The organism is Priestia sp. D51 (genome assembly GCF_053345675.1).
In genome coordinates this window covers 490,077-510,018 of the sequence record NZ_JBLTIR010000004.1, presented here as the reverse complement: position 1 = coordinate 510,018, position 19,942 = coordinate 490,077, and the positions used below count along the sequence as shown (strand labels likewise).

At 38.4% G+C, this 19,942-nt stretch carries 16 protein-coding genes; 14 read left to right on the top strand and 2 right to left on the bottom strand.

Annotation, left to right across the window (positions count from 1 at the left end):
- The first annotated feature begins 18 nt into the window (after positions 1–18).
- Positions 19–345, top strand: coding sequence for a Na-translocating system protein MpsC family protein (locus ACNHOZ_RS19310; RefSeq protein ID WP_014460548.1), 327 nt, complete (start codon positions 19–21; stop codon positions 343–345).
- A gap of 255 nt (positions 346–600) precedes the next feature.
- The gene (locus tag ACNHOZ_RS19305) at positions 601–1,977 is read left to right on the top strand and encodes an NCS2 family permease (protein ID WP_048021374.1); all 1,377 of its coding nucleotides are present in this window, start codon (positions 601–603) and stop codon (positions 1,975–1,977) included.
- Between the two features lie 79 nt (positions 1,978–2,056).
- Here ACNHOZ_RS19305 and ACNHOZ_RS19300 read toward each other — a convergent pair whose 3' ends face one another.
- Complete coding sequence (locus ACNHOZ_RS19300; RefSeq protein WP_033579516.1) at positions 2,057–3,391, bottom strand: ArsB/NhaD family transporter; 1,335 nt, start codon at positions 3,389–3,391, stop codon at positions 2,057–2,059.
- A gap of 456 nt (positions 3,392–3,847) precedes the next feature.
- Here ACNHOZ_RS19300 and ACNHOZ_RS19295 point away from each other — a divergent pair, with 456 nt between their 5' ends.
- The 12 genes from ACNHOZ_RS19295 to ACNHOZ_RS19240 all read left to right on the top strand — a co-directional run bounded on the left by ACNHOZ_RS19295 (position 3,848) and on the right by ACNHOZ_RS19240 (position 18,263).
- Complete coding sequence (locus ACNHOZ_RS19295) at positions 3,848–4,840, top strand: thiamine pyrophosphate-dependent dehydrogenase E1 component subunit alpha (protein WP_033578716.1); 993 nt, start codon at positions 3,848–3,850, stop codon at positions 4,838–4,840.
- An 18-nt stretch (positions 4,841–4,858) separates the two neighbouring features.
- Positions 4,859–5,893, top strand: a complete 1,035-nt coding sequence (locus ACNHOZ_RS19290) for an alpha-ketoacid dehydrogenase subunit beta (RefSeq protein WP_028413711.1) — start codon at positions 4,859–4,861, stop codon at positions 5,891–5,893.
- A 25-nt stretch (positions 5,894–5,918) separates the two neighbouring features.
- On the top strand, positions 5,919–7,145 hold the full coding sequence (locus ACNHOZ_RS19285) for a dihydrolipoamide acetyltransferase family protein (protein WP_048021372.1): 1,227 nt from the start codon (positions 5,919–5,921) through the stop codon (positions 7,143–7,145).
- A 16-nt stretch (positions 7,146–7,161) separates the two neighbouring features.
- Positions 7,162–8,541, top strand: a complete 1,380-nt coding sequence (lpdA, locus tag ACNHOZ_RS19280) for a dihydrolipoyl dehydrogenase (protein WP_048021369.1) — start codon at positions 7,162–7,164, stop codon at positions 8,539–8,541.
- 264 nt (positions 8,542–8,805) lie between these two features.
- Complete coding sequence (locus tag ACNHOZ_RS19275) at positions 8,806–10,683, top strand: sigma-54-dependent Fis family transcriptional regulator (RefSeq protein ID WP_255900466.1); 1,878 nt, start codon at positions 8,806–8,808, stop codon at positions 10,681–10,683.
- Positions 10,684–10,811: 128 nt separating this feature from the next.
- Positions 10,812–10,943: a hypothetical protein gene (locus ACNHOZ_RS19270; RefSeq protein WP_255900469.1), complete on the top strand. Its 132-nt coding sequence runs from the start codon at positions 10,812–10,814 to the stop codon at positions 10,941–10,943.
- 196 nt (positions 10,944–11,139) lie between these two features.
- On the top strand, positions 11,140–12,354 hold the full coding sequence (locus tag ACNHOZ_RS19265; RefSeq protein WP_048021365.1) for a cystathionine gamma-synthase family protein: 1,215 nt from the start codon (positions 11,140–11,142) through the stop codon (positions 12,352–12,354).
- A 232-nt stretch (positions 12,355–12,586) separates the two neighbouring features.
- Entirely contained in the window at positions 12,587–13,159 is a 573-nt protein-coding gene (locus ACNHOZ_RS19260; protein WP_255900472.1) for an HTH-type transcriptional regulator Hpr, read from the top strand.
- A gap of 194 nt (positions 13,160–13,353) precedes the next feature.
- Positions 13,354–14,451 carry an endospore germination permease gene (locus tag ACNHOZ_RS19255; RefSeq protein WP_255900475.1) on the top strand — a complete coding sequence of 366 codons (1,098 nt, stop codon included), beginning with the start codon at positions 13,354–13,356 and terminating at the stop codon, positions 14,449–14,451.
- Positions 14,438–15,961, top strand: coding sequence for a spore germination protein (locus ACNHOZ_RS19250; protein ID WP_447697276.1), 1,524 nt, complete (start codon positions 14,438–14,440; stop codon positions 15,959–15,961). Before ACNHOZ_RS19255 ends, ACNHOZ_RS19250 begins: the two co-directional genes overlap by 14 nt.
- Positions 15,961–17,121 (top strand): Ger(x)C family spore germination protein, encoded by a 1,161-nt coding sequence (locus ACNHOZ_RS19245; RefSeq protein ID WP_255900481.1) that lies wholly within the window; start codon positions 15,961–15,963, stop codon positions 17,119–17,121. Before ACNHOZ_RS19250 ends, ACNHOZ_RS19245 begins: the two co-directional genes overlap by 1 nt.
- Before the next feature lie 107 nt (positions 17,122–17,228).
- Complete coding sequence (locus ACNHOZ_RS19240) at positions 17,229–18,263, top strand: DUF3231 family protein (protein ID WP_221833506.1); 1,035 nt, start codon at positions 17,229–17,231, stop codon at positions 18,261–18,263.
- A 59-nt stretch (positions 18,264–18,322) separates the two neighbouring features.
- On the opposite strand, the gene garD is transcribed toward ACNHOZ_RS19240, so the two are convergent.
- Entirely contained in the window at positions 18,323–19,858 is a 1,536-nt protein-coding gene (garD, locus tag ACNHOZ_RS19235; RefSeq protein WP_063247240.1) for a galactarate dehydratase, read from the bottom strand.
- Positions 19,859–19,942: the final 84 nt, after the last annotated feature.

Here is a 19,942-nt window from a genome sequence, read left to right as displayed (position 1 = left end):
ATGAAAAAGGTGAAGCATATGGAGCCGATCTCTAAAAAGAAGATAGCTACTTTGTATACTCAAATTAGCCAAGAAATTTTTAATGTAGGCGTGAATACTCAAAAAATAGATATTATTGATAATAAAATTCTTATACTAGCTCAATCAAAAAGAATGCCAGCGCTAGACGCCCTCAGTGAAGAATATAAAGAATTAGTGATGTCTCTTGATGCGGCTTTGTCGACTAAATATAAAAAAATGCTAAAGCAAAAAGTGGAGCTATTATTCGATATCCAGGTCACTTCTTTATTTAGAGATTATGATCCTGCTACTGAGAATTCTTGTACGGTTATTTGCTTTAAATAACTTCTCTATATAAATGGCAAAACGTTCGATGAAATCGTTGGTTTTGCAAAAAACGTAAAAGACGGATGCTTATCTTCTGTTTACAGAAGCAAAGAGCCGTGAAGATAGAAGGGTTTCCTTCTGTTTTCACGGCTCTTTTTATACATATTTTCATAAAAAAGGAGTGGGGAAATGACTGAATATACACTTGTTGATAAAGCGGCTGTAAAAACTAGTTAAAAAAATCCAATCGATCATTAAAGGAGTGAAAAGCAAGTGGCGATAAATGAAAAAGTTGAAACTCAGCATATGGAACTAATAAAAAAATCAGCACCTAACCCTTCATGGGTAGATAAGCTGTTTCATTTAACAGAACGTAAAACAGATGTAAAAACAGAAATTCTTGCGGGAATTACGACTTTTGTGACGATGAGCTATATTATCTTTGTTAATCCGACGATTTTAGCAGATGCAGGCATTCCAAAAGAAGCGGCAATTGCGGCAACAATTTTTGCCACTGTTTTTGCAACTCTTTTGTTTGCACTGTGGGCGAACATGCCTATTGCAGTTGCACCAGGAATGGGGCTAAACGCTTTTTTTACGTATACAGTGGTATTGGGTGAAGGGTTAACGTGGCAAACAGGTTTAGGAGCCGTATTTATTTCAGGGGTTGTATTTTTTATTTTAACCATAACAGGCTTACGCAAGAAGATTATTGAAGGGATACCCGCTATTTTAAAAAGTGCTATTTCCGTTGGAATCGGTCTATTTATTGCTTTTATCGGTTTTAAGCAAGCTGGAATTATTGTAAGCAACAAAGAAAATTTAGTAGCGCTTGGACAACTGACAAAACCGGGCCCATTACTTGCTTTATTAGGTTTTATCGCGGTAACTGTATTAACTGCTCGAAAAATTAAAGGAGCAGCTTTGATTAGTATTTTACTAGTATCAATTGCAGGGATGGTGCTGGGCATAGTAGAAGCCCCTAAAAGCATCAGCAGCGTTGTGTCGTTTTCAATGCCAAGCATGTCAGAAACTTTTTTACAAATGGATATTAAATCTGCTCTCCACTACGGTCTTTTCTCTATTATTTTTTCATTTACGCTTGTGGAGCTATTTGATAATTTAGGATCGATGATTGGATTATCTAAAAAAGCTGGACTAATGGATGAAAAAGGAGAAATTAAAGGGTTAGATAAAGCGCTTATGGCAGATTCTTTTGCGACTGTAGCCAGTGCTGCTATGGGATCTACCGCAATGAACGCGTATGTAGAAAACGCGGCGGGAATTGCAGAAGGAGGCAAAACGGGTCTTAAAGCACTGGTTGTTGCCATGCTGTTTTTAGTCAGTATTTTGTTCACTCCATTGATCAGCATTATTCCTGCTTTTGCTACAGCGCCTATTTTAATTATGGTTGGAGCTCTCATGTTAACAGAAATTAAAAACATTCCTCTCGACGAAATAACAGATGCTGTACCTGCTTTTTGCACCATTATTTTGATGCCGTTAACATTTAGTATCGGCGAAGGCTTAGCGCTAGGGTTTTTATCTTATACGTTCGTTAAATTGTTAGCCGGCAAGGCGAAAGAAATCCACTGGATTATGTACATCATTAGCGCCGCTTTTATTATCAACTTCATCTGGGCTGCTTGAACGCATATATCTAGAGCAAAAAAGACTTCTCAGCTGAGAAGTCTTTTTTACTGATCGTGTAGATTTTAATCTCTCTCCCTTACAGAAATAAAAGATAGCGAAGGAAGATATATAACGTTGAAATTAAAAGAGATACAAGCATAATTGGAGCTCCAATTTTCAAAAAGTCCATAAACGAAAATTTATGTCCTTTTTTTACAGCCATGCCAGCTACAATGACGTTGGCAGATGCTCCAATTAACGTACCGTTTCCTCCCAAACATGCTCCTAGAGCCAGCGACCACCATAGTACATTGATTTGAGCAGAATCAGGGCTCATTCCCATTCCATGAGCCATATCTTGAATAAGTGGAATCATTGTAGCAACAAAAGGAATGTTATCAATAACAGCTGAGGCAATGCCACTAATCCACAAAATGAGATAAGCTGAGAGTGCGATATTGCCGTCTGTAACGTTTAACGCGCCAGCAGCCAGCTTTTTAATAATGCCTACATCGATTAAGCCTCCGACAAGAACAAACAAACCTGCAAAGAAAATAATGGTTGTCCATTCAACAGAATCAAATGCGCTTTCTACTTCATCATGAGTTCTTAATCCAATTACCAGTAGTACAGCAGCACCTGTAATGGCTACCATAGCCGCATCAATGTGCAAAACAGAATGCAGGGTAAAACCTAGAATCGTTAATACTAATACAGTTAACGATTTTTTCATTAAAACAGAATCTTGAATATAATCTTTTTCATTTAAACTCATTAACTCTTGCTTTTTACTATCTTCTACTTTTAACTTTTTACGATAGATAAGAACAAGAATCCCCAGCGTAACAACACCGATAATCAGCACTGCAGGAGTTAAATTTAATAAAAAAGCATTAAAATCAAGGTGAGGATTCGCTGCCCCAATCATGATATTAGGGGGGTCGCCTATTAAAGTTGCCGTTCCTCCAATATTTGAAAACAGCACTTCTGATATAAGAAACGGAAAAGGATTAATGTTTAAAATAGTAGTAATCGAAAATGTAACCGGAACAATTAATAACACGGTTGTCACATTGTCTAAAAAAGCTGATCCGACGCCTGTTAAAATCGATAAAATAACTAGAATTCGAACCGGATCACCTTTAGCAATTTTAGCAGACTTGATGGCTGCGTATTGAAACACGCCTGTTTTGTTTGTGATGCCGACTAAAATCATCATACCCATAAGCAGGACAATCGTTTCCCATTGAATATGCTCCATAATGGCCTTATTAAAGTCAACAATACCTAACAAAATCATCAATATAGCACCTAAAAGAGCTGCTGAAGCGCGATTGATCTTCTCGGTCATAATCAAAAAATATGTAATGATAAATATAATAATGGCTGCGTATACATGAAAACTTGTAATGTGTTGAATTGCATTGTGCATAACAGTAACCTGGCGATATGTCATCTAGTGACGAGAACTTTGGATGTTGTCCAGGTTTTCACCTCATCTTTCATCGTTTAATTTACATCCAACTTTACGGTGAAACTTCTATAAAATCCGCTTTCCTTTAACCAACCTCCTTTAAAAGCTTTGGTGTTCTTCAAAATGCAGACGATTCCTTCAGCATTATATCATATTTACATAAAAGCTTTCTTGCTAATTATTCATGTGATTTTCAACCCACACGCTTATTATGCACCTTAAATTCAGTTTACATAATTGATTCCTCTAATATCGGACAAAGTTAGACAAAGTTGGAACAGTGTCCAATTTTGTCTAACTTTGTGAGAACAAATAAAACAATGGATTGCTAAGATAAAGCGGTTTTCATGTTGGCACGGTACTTGCAAGAGTAATTAAGTGAAGTTTGATAATCAAATGAGGAGGCTTACCATAATGAAAACTGCTCAAAATAAAACAGAAAAGCTTACGAAAGAAAAAGCCAGCTGGATGTATCAGAAAATGGTAGAAATTCGAAAGTTTGAAGATGAAGTACATCAAATTTTTGCAAAAGGTGTACTGCCTGGTTTTGTTCATCTGTATGCAGGTGAAGAAGCGATAGCGGTTGGAATGTGCGCTCACCTTAATGACAGTGACAGTATTACGAGCACTCATCGTGGACACGGTCATTGTATTGCTAAAGGCGGCGATTTAGATGGAATGATGGCTGAACTATTTGGGAAGGTAACCGGGTTAGGCAAAGGAAAAGGCGGATCTATGCATATCGCGGATTTAGATAAAGGAATTTTAGGAGCAAATGGAATTGTAGGAGGAGGATTTCCGCTTGCATGTGGTTCTGCTTTAACTGCTAAATATAAAAAGACAAAAGATGTAAGCGTTTGCTTTTTTGGAGACGGAGCGGGCAATGAAGGAACGTTTCATGAAGGAATTAACTTAGCAGCCATTTGGAAACTGCCTGTTGTTTTTGTTGCTGAGAATAATGGCTACGGAGAGGCAACTCCCTTTTCTTATGCTTCAAGCTGCAGCACGATTGCAGACCGTGCCGCATCTTACAATATTCCAGGCGTGCGAGTGGATGGAAAAGACGTGATGGCTGTTTATGAAGCAGCTGCTGAAGCGATTCAACGAGCTCGCAGAGGGGAAGGCCCCACGTTAATTGAATGTGTAACGTATCGAAATTACGGGCATTTCGAAGGCGACGCACAAACCTATAAATCAGGCAGTGAAAAGAAAGAACATCTTCAGGAAAAAGATGCGATTGCTCTTTTTGAAAACTATTTGCTTTCAGAACAAGTAGTAACAGAAAAAGAGCTTAGAGATATTGAAAGTGACGTAGAAAAAGCAGTAAAACGCGCAGTTGAGCTAGCAGAAACAAGCGATTATCCTGATGCTTCCGAACTATTAACAGATGTTTATGTATCTTACTAATTAAAGGGGGAAAAGAAAATGACTAGAAAATTAAGTATGTCTGAAGCTATCAATGAAGCAATGAAACTAGCGATGCGAAAAGATGAGAATGTGATTCTGCTGGGAGAAGATGTAGCTGGCGGAGCGGAAATTGACCACCTGCAAGATGATGAGGCTTGGGGCGGTGTCCTTGGAGTGACAAAGGGACTTGTACAAGAATTTGGACGTGAACGAATTCTTGATACGCCTATTTCAGAAGCAGCTTATATAGGAGCTGCAATGGGAGCGGCAGCTACGGGGTTAAGACCGGTTGCAGAATTAATGTTTAATGACTTTATTGGCTGCTGCTTAGATCAAGTGCTGAATCAAGGCGCAAAATTTAGATACATGTTCGGAGGAAAAGCAGAAGTGCCCGTTACAATTCGAACGACTCATGGAGCTGGATTCAGAGCTGCGGCTCAGCATTCTCAGAGCTTGTATGCTTTGTTCACTAGCATTCCTGGCATTAAAGTAGTGGTGCCTTCTACCCCTTACGATGCAAAAGGTTTATTATTAGCAGCAATTGAAGACAATGATCCGGTTATCTTTTTTGAAGACAAAACATTGTACAACATGAAAGGTGAGGTTCCTGAAGGCTATTATACGATTCCATTAGGAAAAGCAGACGTGAAACGCGAAGGAACAGATTTAACTATTGTAGCGATTGGCAAACAAGTAAATACTGCACTTACAGCCGCAGATCAATTATCTCACAAAGGAATTGACGTAGAAGTAGTCGATCCGCGAAGTCTATCACCTTTTGACGAAGAGACGATTCTTTCTTCTGTAGAAAAAACGAATCGATTAATTGTTATTGACGAAGCTAACCCAAGATGCAGCATCGCAACAGATATTGCTGCGCTAGTTGCTGATAAAGGATTTGATATGCTTGATGCACCTATTAAACGAATTACAGCACCACATACACCTGTACCATTTTCACCTCCATTAGAAGATATTTATCTGCCAACACCGCAAAAAGTAATTGAAGTTGTATCGGAGTTGCTAGGAGATAAATCGCTTCTAAGCGTGTAAGTAAAGAGAAAGGAGGAGGAAGCAAATGGCTGCAGAGGTTGTAATGCCAAAACTAGGTATGGCAATGAAAGAAGGAACCGTTTCGACATGGAATAAAAAAGTGGGAGACTCCGTTTCAAAAGGAGATATGATTGCAAGTATTAATTCTGAAAAAATAGAAATGGAAATTGAAGCGCCGCAGGACGGTGTGATTCTTGATATCCTTGTGCAAGAAGATATAGGAGTGCCTCCTGGAACGATTATCTGTTATGTTGGAAAGCCAAACGAGCAGCTCACTGAGCAGAACCGTTCAGCAAATGAGCTGCAAGCGCCTAAAAACGAGGTAGCGGCTGCTGTCTCTTTAGAAGAGCCGCCAGCAAACGCAGCTTCATCAAAGAAGAGCAAAGAAACTGTGCGCATTTCACCAATTGCACGGAAAATAGCAGAATCTGAAAACCTTGACATTGAAATGATTAAAGGCACGGGACCAAAAGGAAGAATCACAAAAGCGGATGTAGAGAAAGTGCTGACAGAAAAAGCTTCAGAAACAAGTCATCCACCAGTTGAAATAGATAAAGCTACAAAAAAAGAAACGCTTCCAGTAGCGGGGATGAGGAAAGTCATTGCAGGCCGAATGCATAATAGCTTACTAAACAGTGCTCAATTAACGATTAATATGAAAGCTGACGTGACGGATTTGCTGTCTCTTCAACGAGAAATTAAAGAAGTGATTCAACAACGCCATAAGGTGAAAATCTCTCTAACTGATTTTATTGCTCGCGCTGTTGTTCTTTCACTTCAAGAACACAAGCAAATGAACAGTGCGTATATCGATAACGAAATTCATCTCTATCATCATGTTCATCTTGGAATGGCCGTGGCTTTAGAAAATGGGCTAGTTGTTCCTGTTGTGCAACATGCTGAAAAAATGCCGTTAGTTGAATTAGCTGCAGAGATAAAAACACGAGCAGCAGATGCTCGGCAAGGTCAGTTGAGTACTGATAGCATGCAAGGTTCCACATTCACTATTACTAATCTCGGTGCCTACGGAGTAGAGTATTTTACACCTGTATTGAACCCGCCTGAAACAGGAATCCTTGGTGTGGGAGCTACTGAAGATGTACCTATGTATATAGGAGACGATTTACAAAGAAGAAACGTGCTGCCTTTAAGCCTGACGTTTGATCATCGCGTACTGGACGGAGCACCTGCAGCTAATTTCCTTGGAACTATTAAACAATACTTAGAGCAACCTATTTTACTACTCTTATAGAAAGGTGGTGCATTCCATGAAACCTTTAGTTGTCATTGGCGGCGGTCCTGCAGGATATGTGGCGGCAATCACTGCCGCCCGGCAAGGAAAACAAGTTACGTTAATCGAACAAAAAGATTTAGGTGGAACATGTTTAAATGAGGGCTGCATGCCAACAAAGTCATTATTAGCAAGCGCGGAAGCCTATGAGAAAATAAAGCAAGCTGAGCAATTCGGCATCACTCTTCCTTTAGAACAAGTGAGAATTAACTGGGATGGCGTTCAGCATCATAAAACAACCATTGTTAAAAACTTGGTCAGGGGAATTGGCTATTTAATGAAAAAGAACAGTATTAAAGTCATGAAAGGAGAAGCTTCTTTTTTGACAAATCATCGCCTAGCCGTGCGAAATGAAAATCAAGTAGAAGAAATAGAGGCTGAACAGTTTATTATTGCTGCAGGTTCAGAACCTGCTAGCCTGCCGTTTGCTCCGTTTGATGGAAAGTGGATCATTCACAGTGGACAAGCGATGTCGCTGCCTGCTATCCCTTCATCTCTTTTGATAGTAGGAGGAGGGGTAATTGGGTGTGAATTTGCAAGCATTTACAGTCAAATGGGAACAAAAGTAACGATTGTGGAAGCGGCAGATCAGCTGCTTTCTGGTGAAGATGCCGATATCGCCTTTATGTTGCAGGAAGAGTTAGAGAAAAAAGGCGTAACGATTTATACATCCGCTTCGCTAACAGAAATGCAGCCAGAAGATAAAACGGCTCTATTTAAACATAAAGAAGAACTGCATGAACTGCAGGCTGACTATGCATTAATTTCAATTGGGAGAAAGCCTAGAGTGCTAGGTTTAGGTTTAGAAAAGCTTGGCATACATTTTTCAAAACAAGGAATTGATGTTAATGAGCATATGCAAACGAATATACCTAATATCTATGCTTGTGGAGATGTAGTCGGTGGAATTCAGCTTGCCCATGTAGCCTTTCATGAAGGCACAGTTGCTGCTTTGCACGCATACGGAAAAGATAAGAGCGTGAATTACCGAGCTGTACCACGCTGCATCTATACTCATCCTGAAATTGCAAGTGTCGGTTTGACAGAAAAACAGGCCCGAGAAAAATACGGTGATGTTCGTATCGGAGAATTTTCGTTTACGGCAAACGGCAAAGCGATGATTGCAAATGATTCTGTTGGAAAAGTGAAAGTAATCGTAGAACCGCAGTTTAATGAAATTATTGGGCTTTCCATTGTAGGTGCACATGCTACAGAATTAATTGGACAAGGAACTATCATGCTGCACGGGGAGTTGACCACGGATGTAATGGAAGACTTTATCGCTGCTCATCCTACATTATCCGAAGCGATTCATGAAGCTCTTTTGCATTCAGCGGGTCAGGCCGTTCACTCATGATTATACAAGTGCTCAAGTTATTAAGCTCTTTAAGAATGAAAAGTAAAAATGAATGATTCAAAAAGGTAAACTAGAGGATGAAGGAATCATGAAAGAGGGAGAGGGATTTTCCTGCATCCTCGTCTAGTTTTTCTATTAATTTTTACATAACGTGAGTTTAAGAATCTATCTTTGGTAATGATAACGTTTTCTTTGTGATTTATAATAATAGTAACAAGCCTTGATTTACTATATTCAATTAAGTTTATAGGGGAGAGGTAAGAAATGGAATCCACACTTTCTTTAAACACATGGAAACGTTTTGTAAACGAAGGAGCACTTGAATCTTCAAGGTTAAACGACATCATTGTAAAATCGTGGCACCGCTGTAAAAGCGCAGATGTTAACCCTTACCTAGATAAAGGCAGATCGATTTTAAGAAACGAAGATTTCCATTCTCGAAAACAAATGAACTCTTTATTTCTTGAAACGGCGTTGCCGCACTTAGAAAGAATCAGACAATCAGCGGCAGATTTAGGAATGGTTGCTCTATTAATTGACCCAGAAGGCTATATTTTATCTATTACAGGAAATAGACTTACACTGAATGAAGCAAGAAAAATTAATTTTGTGGAAGGTGCCTGTTGGACAGAAAAAGAAGTAGGAACAAATGCAATCGGGACGGCTCTGCAAACGGAAGAACCCATTATGATAACAGGTACAGAACATTATTCGATTGCTTCGCATCAATGGAGCTGTTCGGCGGCGCCTGTTCGAAATGACGACGGAAATTTAATTGGGATTATTAATATTTCCTGTCCCGTAAACAGAGCGCATCCTTATATGCTTGGAATGGTTACGTCCATTGCGTATACAATCGAACGGGAGTTAAGCATTCGAATGCACAAAGACGAAATTGAGTTGGTTCATGCTTCTATGAATTTTGTCGATAGCAAGCAGCTCTTGCTGCTTTGCAATTACAAAGAAGTGATTGTAGGAGCAAGTAAAACCGTTCGGGAATGTATACCTAAATGGTCAGGACAACAGTTGAATACAATTGTACAACAGGGATTTCGTATAGTGATGGAAGTGCCTGTCATTTCAAAAAGACACGGTCATTCTATTGGAAAGATTGTTTACTTATCAGAAGAAACGACTCATAACCAAACAACTAAACAGATCTCTGCTCAATCATTTTGTTTTAAAGGAGAAGCAGGCATAAGCCGATCCTTTCAGCGAACATTAGAAGAAATAAAGCAGGCGGCTCCTACGGATACAACGGTCTATATTTTAGGGGAAACAGGTACTGGAAAAGAAATAGTGGCGAGAACGATTCATGAAAACAGTTCGCGTGAAAACGGGCCTTTTATTGCTCTTAATTGTGGTGCCATTCCGAAGGAACTTATGGAAAGTGAATTATTTGGCTATGCAGAAGGAGCTTTTACAGGAGCACGGCGTCAAGGATATCAAGGGAAGTTTGAACAGGCTAATCATGGTACGATTTTTCTTGATGAAATAGGTGAGCTTCCTCATTCTATGCAAGTTTCTTTGTTAAGAGTATTGCAAGAGCGCAAGGTCACGCCTGTGGGAAGCAATCAGGAAATTCCGGTAGACATCCGGATTATTACCGCTACTCATCGAGATCTTCGCCAACTTGTCAATGAAGGGAAGTTTCGAGAAGATTTATACTACCGGCTTCACGTGTACCCCGTGCATGTTCCGCCTTTACGGGAAAGAAAAGAAGATATTCCGCATCTTATGCGGTACTTTTGTCAAACGAATGATTGGAATATGAATTTCCCCAAGGAACTAGTAGATAAATTGATAGATTACCAGTGGCCCGGAAACGTTCGAGAATTATTTAATGTACTTGAACGCTTGAAAATTTCACTAAACGCGGACACAGAAAAAGAGACAATATTGAGTTATTTGAGTTCTTTACATCTTGGTGGTCAGAGGACCATCTCTCACTCTGATACTTCACAAGAAATAGAAGAAAACGATTTTACGTCCCTATCCGCACTCACATTTCGCGAAAAAGTTCAAAAAGACTTGATGATGGATGCTTTACGTAAAACGCAGGGTAATGTGTCACTTGCCGCTAAACTGTTAGATATACCAAGAAGTACATTTTATAACAGACTAAAAAAATTCAATTTATAAGCTGAGAGTTTTTAGCTGTTTTAAATTTAGACGAAGTAAAAAATGAACCATTGATCAAGATTTTTGATTAGTGGTTCGTTTTTTTTTAGAGTGAACGTAGGTTCGATTTGTTTAGACCCTTCTAGCAGTTGATTGGAGGGCAAGACGAAAACTCCTGTCGGAAAAGCGGAACAGGTGAGACTCCACAGGAGCGTATGCGACGAGAAGGCTCAGCGGCCGCCCGCGGAAAGCGAAGTCTTGTACGGAATCAACTGCCGTGACACAAGCGTTCAGCTCATGTATCCTATTTGTTCGTCGTTAGATTGAATTGCTTTCGTTATATCTCGATCTTTTTTAAATTTAATGAGGAATGTACGTATATTTCATTATCAGATTATTCTGTACTATATACAGTATATTGTATACAATATATAATTTAATCAATATCTAATTAACAAAACCAGAGGTGATGAGTGAATGACAGACAAACAGTTTAAAAATGTACAAGACGGAACAAAAGCGGTATGGGCAGGAGAAAAAGAATCGCTTGCTTACAATGCCACCCAAGTTCCCGTCGTCTTCAGCGTAGCTTACAATTATGATGATGTAGACGAATGGCAAGAAGTTGCGTTAGGAAACAAGCCAGGCTATACGTATAATCGCATGAGTAATCCTACGGTTAAAGCTTTTGAAGAAAAAGTAAGGATACTTGAAGAAGCAGAAGAGTCGGTCGCATTTTCCTCCGGCATGGCGGCTATTAGCAGCACATTGTACACGTTTTTAAAACCCGGAGACCGAGTCGTATCGGTAAAAGATACATATGGAGGAACAAACAAAATCTTCACTGAGTTTCTTCCTAACATTGGAGTGGATGTAACCTTATGTAATACGGGGAATCATGAAGAAATTGAAGCGGAAGTAAATAAAGGATGTAAAGTGCTGTATTTAGAATCTCCTACAAATCCTACGATGAAAATTATTGATATTGAAAGAATAGCGAAAGCAGGAAAATCGGTAGGGGCAGTGGTCATTATTGATAATACGTTTGCGACACCAATTAACCAAAACCCTCTTCAATTAGGAGTAGATCTTGTCATTCACAGTGCCACAAAATTTTTAAGCGGACACGCCGATGCTTTAGGCGGAGTAGTATGCGGCTCTAAAGAATTAATGCAGCATGTGTATCACTACCGTGAGATCAATGGCGCGACCATGGACCCTATGTCAGCGTATCTTATTTTAAGAGGAATGAAGACGTTAAAGCTGCGTATACGTCAACAAGAACGAAGCGCTTTGGAAATTGCTAAATTTCTTCAAAAGAAAGAAGCGGTTGAAGCCGTCTATTATCCTGGATTGGAAACACACCCTCATCATCATATTGCCAAAAAACAAATGAAAGGCTTTGGCGGAATATTAAGCTTTGTGTTAAAAGGAGAAATGGAAGCTATTAAAATTTTGCTGCCAAAGTTAACGTATGCAAATAAAGCCGGTAATTTAGGAGCAGTTGAAACGATTTACGGTCCAGCAAGAACGACTAGTCACGTAGAATGTACGCTTGAAGAACGTAAAGCTCTTGGAATATCCGAAGGACTGGTTCGCATATCTGTAGGAATTGAAGATACGGAAGATTTAATTGCAGACTTAGAACAAGCATTTGCTCACTTAGAATCTGCATCACCTATTAGTAATTAAAAAGACATGTATTACTTTTTTAAATAAAAATAAGGTAAGCAACTCTTTTTAGCTGGTAGACGTTTCTTCAAAATTGCAGAGATATTGTGGAATAAAGCTGAGAAATTAAACTGCACGTGTATTTTTTCGTCTGATTTTGTAGGTATACTGATAAATTAGATGAAATAAAAATGTTTTTACACGCTTTAAAAATAAACTAACTTACAATAGCCTACAAATAAGGAATGATAGTATGTCGAAACAAGAAAATGAATACACAATAAAAGATGCATCATTGTTTGGATTTAAATTAATGCAGGTAAGTAAAGCCATCTGGCGAGCTGCAGAAGATGATTGGGAGCAATGGGTGAAACCTTATGGTCTGAATGTAAATGAGCATCATATTTTATGTTTGGCTAGCAGCACGGGAGAAATCTCTATGTCAGAGTTAGCTAACTTAGGCGCTATGCATATCTCTACAGCATTTAATTTTTCGAAAAAATTAGAAAATCAAGGATGCCTTCATTTATCCAAAAGGGAAAATGATAAAAGAAATACCTACATCAAACTGACTGAAAAGGGAGAACAATTATTGCTTGACACGCTCAAAGGGTATGAACCACATAACAGTAAGATATGCAAAGGCGCACTTCCTTTAAAAACGTTATACGGAAAATTTCCCGATTTTCCAGAGCTCGTAACCGTTGTTCGTCACGTTTGCGGCGGCGAGCTCGTGACCGTTGCTGAGCAACCTTTTGTGAATATAGAAGAAGCGGGAATAGAAGAAAATGAAGATAAGAAAGAAGTCCAGCTAACTAGTAATTGAACGCGCTGAATAATGGGCAGAGAATAGGGCTTCGTGAAAATAAGTGAATGACAGACCGAGCTGTTTTATCCGTGAGAAACTTCACGTATAAAACAGCTCTTTTTTATTTTGTGAATAATGATTCTCCATTATATTATGAGAAATTTAGGATAAGCTACCAGTAGTAAATTTATCAGAGAGAAGGAGTGGTTACCATGAATAAGTCAGACTCAATTTCTGTTTTTCAGCTGATCCTTCTTTCGATGACGTTTATTGGCTTAAAAACTCATGTGATGCTTATATCTCCATTAATTAAAACGGCAGGGCGCGATGCTTGGGTCACTGTTCTTCTTACTTGTCTTTTAACACTCATATGGGTTCCTTTACTCGTATATGTAAATAAAAAAACAAACGGCGAACATCTTTTTCAATGGATGAAAAAACATATGAATAAGTCATTTACCAATGTTGTTATTTTTCTTATAATCGCTTATTTGGCCATTATGGAAATTGCCACCTTACGAGAGACGATTACGTGGATCAATATTATTTTTCTTCAGCGAACACCTTTAATTATACTCGTTTTATTATTTGGTTTTACCTGTTGCTTACTTGCCGCTACGAGCATGAGAACGATTAGTATTGTAAACGTATTTCTTTTATTTTTTATTGTACTATTAGGTTTTTTTGTTTCTTTTACAAACTTTCAATTTAAAGATTATTCTTTATTGCAGCCTGTTTTAGAAAATGGCTATTTTCCGGTTATTAAAAGTATTGTATTTCAAGGATCAGGGATGGTAGAGCTGCTGCTGCTGCTTTTCTTGCAGCACAAAGTACCGCAGCCTATACGCTATAAGCATTTAGCGGTGGCAGGAATTCTCTTAACGGGCCTTACAATTGGGCCTCTTATTGGGGCAATTACTGAATTTGGTCCTGTAGAAGCCTCTAAGCAACGTTTCCCTCCCTATGAAGAATGGGGAATTGCATCACTTGGAAAGTTTATAGAGCATATCGACTTTTTATCTATTTATCAGTGGCTGTCGGGTACCTTCATCCGCATTTCGACCTTTCTTTTTATTATGAAAGAATTAGTTCCATTTCAAAAAGGCCACAAAAGGTTTCTTTTACTCATTTTAGTGGTTATCACTGTATGCACGCTGGCTCCTATAACAGACTTTACTTTTTCAAATCTTTTATTTTTTACAATCATACCGGCTACTTTCTGGCTGTTTGTTGCTTTTTCTCTTTTCTTAGTAGTCATAGTCTTTCTAATTTCTCATAAAACAAGGAGGGATAAAAGTGGAATTTTTTAAGAAGCAAAAAGACTACAGCTCTAAAAAACAAAAGACCGAAAGTCTTTTAAAAGAAAGTTCTTCTTGTTCTCAGATCATCAATGAGCGTACGTTAAGAGATTTATTTGGAAAATGCGGCGATATTAACTTCGAGACCGTTTATTTTTATAACAAACGAGTGCTTATGATTTATTGTACCGGTTTAGTGAGTACGGAAATGCTATATGGAATGATCCCTAAAAGATTAGAGGAATGCTGCGCTAAGTTAGAGGGGGAAGTAGAAGGAGACAAGATCATAAAATTATTAAACCTTCCCTCAGTTTCTATCGTTCAAAATGAAGAACAGGCAGTTTCGGAAATTTTTTCTGGGAAATTATTCATTGATTTTGGATTACCGAACGCTGTTGTATCTATCGATATTTCTGACCGTCCTCAAAGAAGTCCAGAAGAAACGAAAAATGAAGTAACCATATTGGGTCCTAGAGATAATTTTATTGAAGACTTACCTGTGAATATTGCTTTAATTCGTAAGCGTCTTAAATCGGTTTCCTTGTTAACAAAATCTTTAGAAATTGGAAAACGAACAAAAACAAAAGTAAGCATTTTATACATGGAAGACGTAGCTGATAAGAAGATACTTGACGAAATTATGGAGAAGTTAGGGAATATCGATATCGACGGTATTTTCAGCGGAACACAGCTAGAAGAGCTCATTAATAAAAATCCGTATAGCTTTTTTCCTCGCCACGCTTATACAGGGAGACCTGATTTTGCGGTTCAATCTCTGTTAAATGGCCGGTTCATTATATTAATTGATGGCACTTCATATGCGTATGTTACACCTATTAACCTTTTTTACTTATTAAAAGGATCTGAGGATAAAGAAAATACATATTTATACAGCTCTTTTGAGCGTATTCTTCGAATCTTCGGGCTTTCTATCGCTGCTTTTTTGCCCGGTTTTTGGGTTGCAATGACGGCTTTTCATCAAAATCAGCTTCCTCTCAGCTTATTAGCTACGATTGTTGAAGCAAGAAGAGGTGTCCCGTTTCCTACCTCTCTTGAAGCAATATTAATGCTCCTTTTATTTGAATTGTTTCGAGAGGCAGGGTTTAGACTCCCGACTTCTGTCGGACAGACACTCAGTGTAATCGGAGGGCTTATTATCGGTGATGCAGCCATTAGAGCCGGTTTAACAAGTCCTGCCATGCTGGTTGTCATTGCAGGCTCTACGATTGCTACCTTTACGCTAGCAAATCAGTCCCTTATAGGAACAATTTCACTGATCCGCTTTTTTAGTATTATCTGTGTTAGCATTTTAGGTTTTTTTGGCTTTTTTATCTCCATCTTTTTAGTCATGATCTATATTACAAACATTCGAACGTTTGGTGTGCCATATTTCGAATTAGCAACCCGATTAGATGTGAAAAATATTTTAAAATCTCTCTTCCGCCTGCCCGAAAGTAAAAAAGCAACGAGAGCTAGTATGCTCAACTCAAGCGATTCCACCCGCGAAGAAGGAGGAAGTTAGTGAAAAGGACCATAAGGAACTTACTTATACTTGCTATGAGCTCTTTTTTATTGTTTCTTTCGGGGTGCTGGGATACGAATGAACCGGAACAAATGGTATACGCACAGGGAATGGGGGTAGATTTTAAAGATAATCGTTACATTCTTTACCTGCAGACAATCAATTTAAGTTTATTGGCAAAATCTGAGGCAAGCGGTGCTGGCGCGGGTCAAGTCAAAGTAGAAGTTGGCCACGCAACAGGAAAAACCATTGATGAAGCTATTTTTAGGTATTATCAAATTTCTCAGCGCAGAATCTTTTTTGGGCACTTAGCTTTTCTTGTTCTAACGGACGATGCGTTAAAGCATGGCGCTGTCAAATCTGCGGTGGACTTTTTAGATCGTTATCGGGAAACGAGATATAACATTTGGATGTATGCGACGAAAAGCCCTTTGAAAAAAACGCTGTTAGCTACGCCGATGTTCGAAGTATCGAATGCTCTTTCTCGCTTGAGCGATCCTAAAGTGATTTTCAAGCAAAACTCCTTTATTCCACCAGTTGATTTAAGAGAGCTCATTATCCATCTTAATGAACCAAGTCACGAAGTAAACATCCCTCTAGTTCAGACTAAAGAACATTTAACAACGGATCAAAAAAGTGAAACAGCTATTCAAGTAAACGGAGCAGTGGCTATTACATCATCTGAATTAAAAGGAGTTTTTTCTGAAAATAAAATCAAAGGGCTTAGATGGATAACTGATGAATTTGTACGAGCTGGTTTACGGGTAAGGCTGCCTGATCATTCCGATATTGATCTTGTGGTAGACAAGAAAAAAGTAAAGGTCGAACCTGTTCTAAAAGGCAGTAATCTAACCTTTAATATAAAAGTTCGGGCAAAAGCAACGATTTTAGTTATGCCGCAGCACGAAAAACTATCAACTATAAAAAAAGAAGCTGAACAGAAAATTAAGAAACAAATTATTGAAACATACGCGCAAGGCTTAAGTATAAACAGCGATGTTTACAGGCTTTCTCATGTTCTTTACAAAAAAGAACTGCGTAAATGGAAAGCTGTTCAAAGCAACGGGGCTATTCCTCTAACAAAAGACTCAATAAACGTGAAGGTCAATGTACAGGTTAAGCACGGAAACAAACAGCGAATAGGTCCTACTATAGACTAAAATACTGAAAACCTGCATTTATCACCTAATAATGTTAAATCAAAAGTGGAAGAATAGATAAAATAGAAAAGACCAACCAAAAAGCAAATCGAATTAGGAGATTATAGATGGAAACAATCAAACCAACTAAAATAGGTTCAAAAAAAACAAGCGTGAAAGAGAAATTAACAGCCCCCGAAATGGGTAAACTTTGGGCAACCTATATGGGCAACAACATGTCTTCACATATTTTAAGCTATTTTCTTGAACACGTTGAAGATCCGGATATAAAAAAGCTGTTACAACATGCAAAAGGTTTAACGGAAGAATTTCAAAGTAACGTAAAAGACATTTTCACAAAAGAGAATGTGCCAATTCCGTATGGATTTACGCAAGAAGACGTGAACCTAGGTGCTCCAAAGCTGTTTGAAGATGAATTTTACGTGCATTATTTAAAATATGCTGCTAAAGCGGGTTTAAGCATTTACAGTATTGCACTGCCGCTAATGTATAGAGAAGATGTAAAGACGCTTTTAACGTATTGTATGAAAGCAACAATGGAATTGATGGAACAAATAAAGGCAATCTTAATGGATAAAGGATTTATTATTAAGCCGCCAATTATTCCCGCACCAGAAAAAGTGAACATCGCTACTACTCATTATTTAAGCGGGTTTATAGGAGATGTTCGACCTTTGCACGCATTAGAAATTGCTCATCTGTATGATAACATCGAGAATAATGTGACAAGCAAAGCCTTAATTTTGGCATTTAGTCAAGTTGTTAAAAGTGAAAAAATTCGTGCATTATTTGTAAAAGGCGAAGATCTGACAAATAAAGCGGTAGAACGCTATGTTGAAAAGCTTCATCTAGATAATTTACCAGCGCCATCTTTTCTTGATCATTTAATTACTACTTCGACTTTTTCACCATTTTCCGATAAATTAATGCTGTTTCACAAAATGGATATGTTCTCAATGAAAATGAGGGCTTTTGGAAATTCGGTAGCCGTCAATGGAAGACATGATTTGGCGCTGTTATATGGAAAATCAATGACAAATATCTCAAAGTTTGTAAAGGAGGCTGCGGATATTATGATGGAAAATGGCTGGATGGAAACACCGCCAGAAGCAGCAGACAGAGGTCATTTAATCTCCAATTAGTTACTCAACGCGTCATAAAACAACGAGAACCAGTTTAGAAACAGGTTCTCGTTATCTTGTTAAGTTAAAGGAGCAGGATTAAACAGACATAAATCATTATGCAGCCCCCAATAATCACTCCACGTTTTCTTATGGCCGCTTGCAATTTCTATAATTAAGTGAAAGAGCTCCCAACCCACCTCCTCAATGGTTGCCTCTCCTTGTGCTATTCTTCCTGCATCTAAATCTATTAAATCGTCCCATTGCTCAGTTAATGAACTTCTAGTAGATACTTTAAGAACAGGTGCCATTGCCAGGCCATATGGAGTTCCTCTCCCTGTTGTGAAAATATGCATGTTCATCCCAGAAGCTAACTGTAATGTTCCGCATACAAAATCACTCGCCGGAGTTGCTGCATAGATTAAGCCTTTTTTAGTCGGCTTTTCTCCAGGCGATAAAACTTCGACGATTGGAGTTGTTCCTGCTTTAGCTATAGAGCCAAGTGCTTTTTCTACTACGTTTACAAGTCCGCCTTTTTTATTTCCAGGTGAAGGATTTGCACTTCTATCAGCTTCGCCTCTTTTTAAATATTGATCATACCACTTCATTTCATTAATTAGAGATTGACCGACTTCTTCATTAATTGTTCGTGGCGTTAACAAATGAATAGCATCTCGAACTTCAGTAACTTCAGAAAATAAAACAGTAGCGCCTGCTCTTACTAGTAAATCTGCCGCATATCCAACTGCTGGATTGGCGGTAACACCGGAAAAGGCATCGCTTCCTCCACATTGTAAACCTACCGTTAAATCAGATAGGGGGCAGGTTACGCGCGTCCTGTTATTTAGCTCAATTAATTTTCCCTCTGCCATCTCTATGATTGTAGCAACCATTTGCTTAAAACCTGTCTGGTCTTGCAAACGTGTTATATTTCCTGAATCCTCCTGGGGAATCAAACGTTCAGGAAGAAGCTTTTCACACCCTAAGCCAACTACTAAAACTTCACCCCCGAAATTTGGATGGGTAGAAAGATTTTGTAATGTACGAATCGGAATGACGGCGTCCGGTGCATTAATAGCAACTCCGCAGCCATAATTATGAGTTAAAGCTACTACATCCTCTACATTTGGATAAGAAGGAAGAAGCTCTGTTTTGATTTTTTTAACCGCATAATCAAGTACTCCTGCTACACATTGAACACTTGTCGCAATCCCAAGTATATTTTTTGTTCCAACACTTCCATTTGTATTTTTATAGCCTTCAAATGTGTAACCTTCTAAAGGAGGTAAAGGGGCAAAAACTTTAGTTTCCAAAGGCAACTTTTCTAAAATAGGAGGATCAGGCAGGGTAACATATGATTCTTTTACCCAAGTTCCCTGAGAAATTGGTGAGGAAGCAGTTCCGATAATTTCTCCATAGCGAATAATTTTGTCATCTTTCTCAAAGTTTCTTAATGAAACTTTATGCCCTTGAGGGATATATTCTTTTAACTCTAACCCAGATGGAAAAACAGTTCCTTTCGGCAATCCTTTTGAGTTTACAATAGTAGCAACATTATCGTTTTCATTTACTTTGATATAAAGGGGTTTTTCCGTTTGATTGATTTGCAAAGACATGATTCATCTCTCCTTAATCGTTTTTAATTTCTTTCTAAACATGTTCATCTTTATTGCAATAAGCATGCCAAGTGCTTTAACGGG

What these genes read in the sequence shown, in the direction of transcription:
- ACNHOZ_RS19255 (WP_255900475.1), top strand. Translation starts at nt 13,354, where the DNA reads ATGAATAAGTCAGACTCAATTTCTGTTTTTCAGCTGATCCTTCTTTCG.
- ACNHOZ_RS19310 (WP_014460548.1), top strand. Translation starts at nt 19, where the DNA reads ATGGAGCCGATCTCTAAAAAGAAGATAGCTACTTTGTATACTCAAATT.
- ACNHOZ_RS19295 (WP_033578716.1), top strand. Translation starts at nt 3,848, where the DNA reads ATGAAAACTGCTCAAAATAAAACAGAAAAGCTTACGAAAGAAAAAGCC.
- ACNHOZ_RS19290 (WP_028413711.1), top strand. Translation starts at nt 4,859, where the DNA reads ATGACTAGAAAATTAAGTATGTCTGAAGCTATCAATGAAGCAATGAAA.
- ACNHOZ_RS19240 (WP_221833506.1), top strand. Translation starts at nt 17,229, where the DNA reads ATGGAAACAATCAAACCAACTAAAATAGGTTCAAAAAAAACAAGCGTG.
- ACNHOZ_RS19265 (WP_048021365.1), top strand. Translation starts at nt 11,140, where the DNA reads ATGACAGACAAACAGTTTAAAAATGTACAAGACGGAACAAAAGCGGTA.
- garD (WP_063247240.1), bottom strand. Translation starts at nt 19,858, where the DNA reads ATGTCTTTGCAAATCAATCAAACGGAAAAACCCCTTTATATCAAAGTA.
- ACNHOZ_RS19275 (WP_255900466.1), top strand. Translation starts at nt 8,806, where the DNA reads ATGGAATCCACACTTTCTTTAAACACATGGAAACGTTTTGTAAACGAA.
- ACNHOZ_RS19260 (WP_255900472.1), top strand. Translation starts at nt 12,587, where the DNA reads ATGTCGAAACAAGAAAATGAATACACAATAAAAGATGCATCATTGTTT.
- ACNHOZ_RS19300 (WP_033579516.1), bottom strand. Translation starts at nt 3,391, where the DNA reads ATGCACAATGCAATTCAACACATTACAAGTTTTCATGTATACGCAGCC.
- ACNHOZ_RS19285 (WP_048021372.1), top strand. Translation starts at nt 5,919, where the DNA reads ATGGCTGCAGAGGTTGTAATGCCAAAACTAGGTATGGCAATGAAAGAA.
- lpdA (WP_048021369.1), top strand. Translation starts at nt 7,162, where the DNA reads ATGAAACCTTTAGTTGTCATTGGCGGCGGTCCTGCAGGATATGTGGCG.